Annotated in this window: 5 protein-coding genes; 4 read left to right on the forward strand and 1 reads right to left on the reverse strand. The window is 65.5% G+C overall.

Features of this window, described 5'->3' with window-relative positions; all coding sequences use genetic code 11:
* Positions 1 to 776: uracil-DNA glycosylase (locus KBT70_RS07660; RefSeq protein ID WP_296630760.1), on the reverse strand; the 776-nt coding region annotated here is incomplete at its 3' end.
* Positions 777 to 954: 178 nt separating this feature from the next.
* Here KBT70_RS07660 and KBT70_RS07665 point away from each other — a divergent pair.
* The 4 genes from KBT70_RS07665 (at position 955) to pyrC (ending at position 4,294) form a co-directional block, all read left to right on the forward strand.
* Positions 955 to 1,899, forward strand: coding sequence for an aspartate carbamoyltransferase catalytic subunit (locus KBT70_RS07665; protein ID WP_037275304.1), 945 nt, complete (start codon positions 955 to 957; stop codon positions 1,897 to 1,899).
* Complete coding sequence (locus KBT70_RS07670; protein WP_296630768.1) at positions 1,896 to 2,426, forward strand: hypothetical protein; 531 nt, start codon at positions 1,896 to 1,898, stop codon at positions 2,424 to 2,426. The genes KBT70_RS07665 and KBT70_RS07670 overlap by 4 nt, the downstream gene beginning before the upstream one ends.
* 20 nt (positions 2,427 to 2,446) lie before the next feature.
* Entirely contained in the window at positions 2,447 to 2,866 is a 420-nt protein-coding gene (locus tag KBT70_RS07675; RefSeq protein WP_296630771.1) for a hypothetical protein, read from the forward strand.
* Positions 2,867 to 3,007: 141 nt separating this feature from the next.
* Entirely contained in the window at positions 3,008 to 4,294 is a 1,287-nt protein-coding gene (gene pyrC, locus KBT70_RS07680) for a dihydroorotase (RefSeq protein WP_296630774.1), read from the forward strand.

Consider the following 4,294-nt stretch of genomic DNA (forward strand, 5'->3'; position numbering starts at 1 on the left):
GCCTTGAGCGCCAATAAATCCGCCCAGGCCTCGCGCTTGGCCGCAGGCGTGCGCAAGAGATCGGCAGGGTGAAACATCGGCAAGGCAGGCTTGCCATAGGCCTCGGCCCATTGTCCGCGCAACCGCGTGATGCCGTGCCGGCCAAGACCTGCCTCGCAACTGATATTGCCCATCAGCACGATCACCGCCGGGTTCACCAACGCCACATGCCGCGCCACAAACGGGCGCATCATGGCGATTTCCGCAGGTTCAGGGTCGCGGTTCTGTGGGGGCCGCCACGGCAGGACATTGGTGATATAGACCGCCTCTTGCGGCGCACTCGCCCCGCGCATCAGCCCAATCGCGGCCAGCATCCGGTCGAGCAATTGCCCCGCCCGGCCCACAAAGGGCTTGCCCTGCATATCCTCGTCCCGGCCCGGCGCTTCGCCGATGATCATCACCCGCGCCGCCGGATTGCCATCGCTGAACACCAGATTGCGCGCCCCGCGCCGCAGGTCGCAATGCGGATAGGCCCCAAGGGCCGCGCGCAGCGCCTCCAGATCCACCGCCGCCGCCGCCGCGGCCCGCGCCGCCGCCACCGGATCGGCGGTCGCAGGCGGCGCGGCATGTGCGACAGGTCGCTCCGCAGCCTTGGGCACCGCCACAGGCTTGGCCGTCTTCTCGGGTAATTCATAGCGATTGACTGGCGCATCGCCAATCGTCTCGGTCGCGCCAAGCTCGATCTGCCAGATCAGACTGGCCAAGGCGTCCTGAGGGCTGAGCATTGTTGATTCCATGCGCCAGACGCTATCCCGTGCCGCGCCGTGGCGAAAGAGCCATGATCGCGCGCCCTTGGCCAAGCGCGGATTTGAGTAGTTGCAGAACGATGAAAGGCAAACACCTGCGCACAAACCCCGCCTTGCCCTGTGGCGACACCGGTCTTACAAGGCTTTGGAAACCGGCTCGGAGGGCGGCATGACATTTCCACACGCGCATCTTCTGGGGATCGAGCCGCTGTCCCCGGCGGATATCACCGCGATCCTCGATCTGGCCGAGGATTACGTGACCCTCAACCGCAGCGCCACCAAACATGGCGATGCGCTGGCGGGGCTCACGCAGATCAACATGTTCTTCGAGAATTCCACCCGCACACAGGCCAGCTTTGAGTTGGCAGGCAAGCGTCTGGGCGCGGATGTGATGAATATGGCAATGCAGGCCTCGAGCCTGAAAAAGGGCGAGACCCTGATTGACACCGCCCTTACCCTCAACGCCATGCACCCCGATTTGCTGGTGGTGCGCCATCCCCATTCCGGCGCGGTGGACCTCTTGGCGCAAAAGGTGCGCTGCGCCGTGCTCAATGCCGGTGACGGGCGGCACGAGCATCCCACACAGGCGCTCTTGGATGCGCTGACGATCCGCCGCGCCAAGGGGCGGCTGCACCGGCTGACCGTGGCCATCTGTGGCGACATCGCGCATAGCCGCGTCGCGCGCTCGAATATCCTCCTGCTCGGGCGCATGGAAAACCGCGTCCGCCTCATTGGTCCGCCCACGCTCATGCCCGCTGGCATCGACGCCTTTGGGGTCGAGGTTTATGATGACATGCGCCGCGGGCTGGAGGGGGCCGATGTGGTGATGATGCTTAGGCTGCAAAAGGAACGTATGGACGGCGGATTTATCCCGTCCGAGCGCGAATATTACCACCGCTACGGGCTCGATGCCGAAAAGCTGGCCCATGCCAAGCCGGATGCCATCGTCATGCACCCCGGCCCGATGAATCGCGGTGTCGAGATTGACGGCGAGATTGCCGATGACATCAACCGCTCGGTCATTCAGGATCAGGTCGAGATGGGCGTCGCCGTGCGCATGGCCGCGATGGACCTGCTCGCGCGCAACCTGCGCGCCCGCCGGGCGGCGGCATGAGCACGGTTCTGCGCATCCCGGCCGGTGAGGCGCATGTCGTGCGCCTCTTTGCCGTGGACGAGGACCGCGCCAAACCCCATGCCGATGAGGCCATTCTTGCCGCGCTGGGCGCAGGGCCGCTCAAGACCGAGCACATCGAGCTTTTCGATCTGGCCGATCTGCAAGGCATGACACTCATTGATTATCTGGCCGAAGGGCACGGCATCGCCGCAGCCGAACTCGCGCCGATGCAGCCTCAGGTCAATGGCCTGAAGGGCCGCGTGCTGATCCTGCCCTCGCGCGCCTTTGAGGGGCGCGCGCAGGAAATGCGCCCACATGCGCCCCTGCGCCTTGTCGCGCGCTTTTCCGAAGAGGTGGCCCCGGTCCGCTTTGCCCCCCTGCCCAAGGGCGGGGCCGACGGCCTGCTCACCCCTCGTGCCAACGCCCGCCCGCAAGGTGCGGGTCGGTTGCGGCTCATGGCCTTTGCCGTGCTGGCGCTTATGGCCATCGGCGCGGCCATTGCCATCGGTCTGGCGGTCAAGCTGTGAGCGAGGGGCTGATCCATTCCATGACCCCGACAACGCCGCTCGATCCGGGCGAGCGCGTGATCCAGAGCTTTCATCCCGACAGCAGCGCCTATCGCCGTGACCACGCTTGGCTTGCCGCCGGGGCCATGGCGCTTGGCATGGGTATCCTCTGGGCGATTGGCAATCCGCATGTCTGGACCGGCGCAGTGGGCGGTCTCGCGGCTATTGCCGTGCGGGGCTTTTATGTCGCCTCGGATGAATTGAAGGCGCGGTGGGACCTGACCGACCGGCGGCTCCTTGGTCCCCAAACCCGCGTGGTGCGCCTGTCCGAGATCAAAACGGTCCGGGGCTTGGGCAGCGCCGTGCAGGTGATCACCGCCACGGGCGACAAGCACCTCATCAAATATCAGGCCGACCGCGCAGGCACCGAGGCACGCATCCGTGCCGCTGCAGGACTATAAGAGGACAGAATGCAGGAACCCAAAGACCCCCGCATGTCCGGCAAGATCGCCATGGCCGCCCTTCTGGTGATCGCGGCGCTGACCGTGGTCATGGTCTGGGTGGCGGGATGAGCCGTGCCGGAGCCGAAGGAAAGTAACAGTATGACCCAAACCCTTTTCACCAATGCCCGCCTGATTGATCCCGAGGCAGGAACGGACGCCCCCGGCTGGCTCCTCATCGACAAGGGCGTGATCATTGCGCGTGGCACAGAGGACGCACCACAGGCCGAGACCGTGGTCGACTGTGGCGGCCATTGCCTTGCCCCCGGTATCGTCGATATCGGCGTCAAGGTCTGCGAACCGGGCGAGCGGCACAAGGAAAGCTATCGCTCTGCGGGCCTTGCGGCGGCGGCGGGCGGTGTCACCACCATGGTCACGCGCCCTGACACATCCCCCGCCATCGACAGCCCCGAAGTGCTGGAATTCGTCGCCCGCCGCGCCAATGAGGCCTCGCCGGTCAAGGTGCTGGTGATGGCCGCCCTGACCAAGGGGCGGCAGGGCCGCGAGATGACCGAAATCGGCTTTCTCATGGATGCGGGTGCCGTGGCGTTTACCGATTGCGACCACGTGGTCAGCGATACCAAGGTTCTCAGCCGTGCGCTGACCTATGCGCGCAGTCTGGGCGCGCTCGTCATCGGCCACCCCCAAGACCCCGGCCTGAGCGCCGGGGCGGCGGCAACCTCCGGCAAATTCGCCTCGCTGCGCGGCCTGCCCGCTGTCTCGCCCATGGCCGAGCGGATGGGGCTGGACCGTGACATTGCGCTTCTGGAAATGACCGGCGCGCGCTATCACGCCGATCAGATCACCACCGCCCGCGCGCTGCCCGCCTTGGCGCGGGCCAAGAAGAACGGGCTCGATATCACCGCAGGCACCTCGATCCACCACCTCACCCTGAACGAACTCGACGTCTCGGATTACCGCACGTTTTTCAAACTCAAACCGCCGCTCAGATCCGAGGATGACCGTCAAGCGGTGATCGAGGCGCTGCGCGAGGGGCTGATCGACATCATCTCCTCCATGCACACGCCGCAGGACGAGGAATCCAAACGCCTGCCGTTTGAAGAGGCGGCGAGCGGCGCCGTGGCGCTCGAAACGCTGCTGCCCGTGGCACTCCGGCTTTACCATGCCGAGGCGCTCGATCTGCCCGCGCTCTTTCGCGCCATGTCGCTTAACCCTGCTAAGCGGCTGGGATTGCCCTCGGGGCGGCTCAGCATCGGCGCGCCGGCCGATCTGGTCATTTTCGATCCGATGAAGCCCTTTGTTCTCGACCGTTTCGCGCTCCGGTCAAAATCCAAGAACACCCCCTTTGACGGCGCGCGCCTGCAGGGTAAGGTTTGCGCGACCTATGTCGCAGGCACCCGCGTATACGAGGCCGACACATGCCCCTGA

Source organism: Roseovarius sp. (assembly GCF_018066915.1).
Taxonomy (GTDB): Bacteria; Pseudomonadota; Alphaproteobacteria; order Rhodobacterales; family Rhodobacteraceae; genus Roseovarius.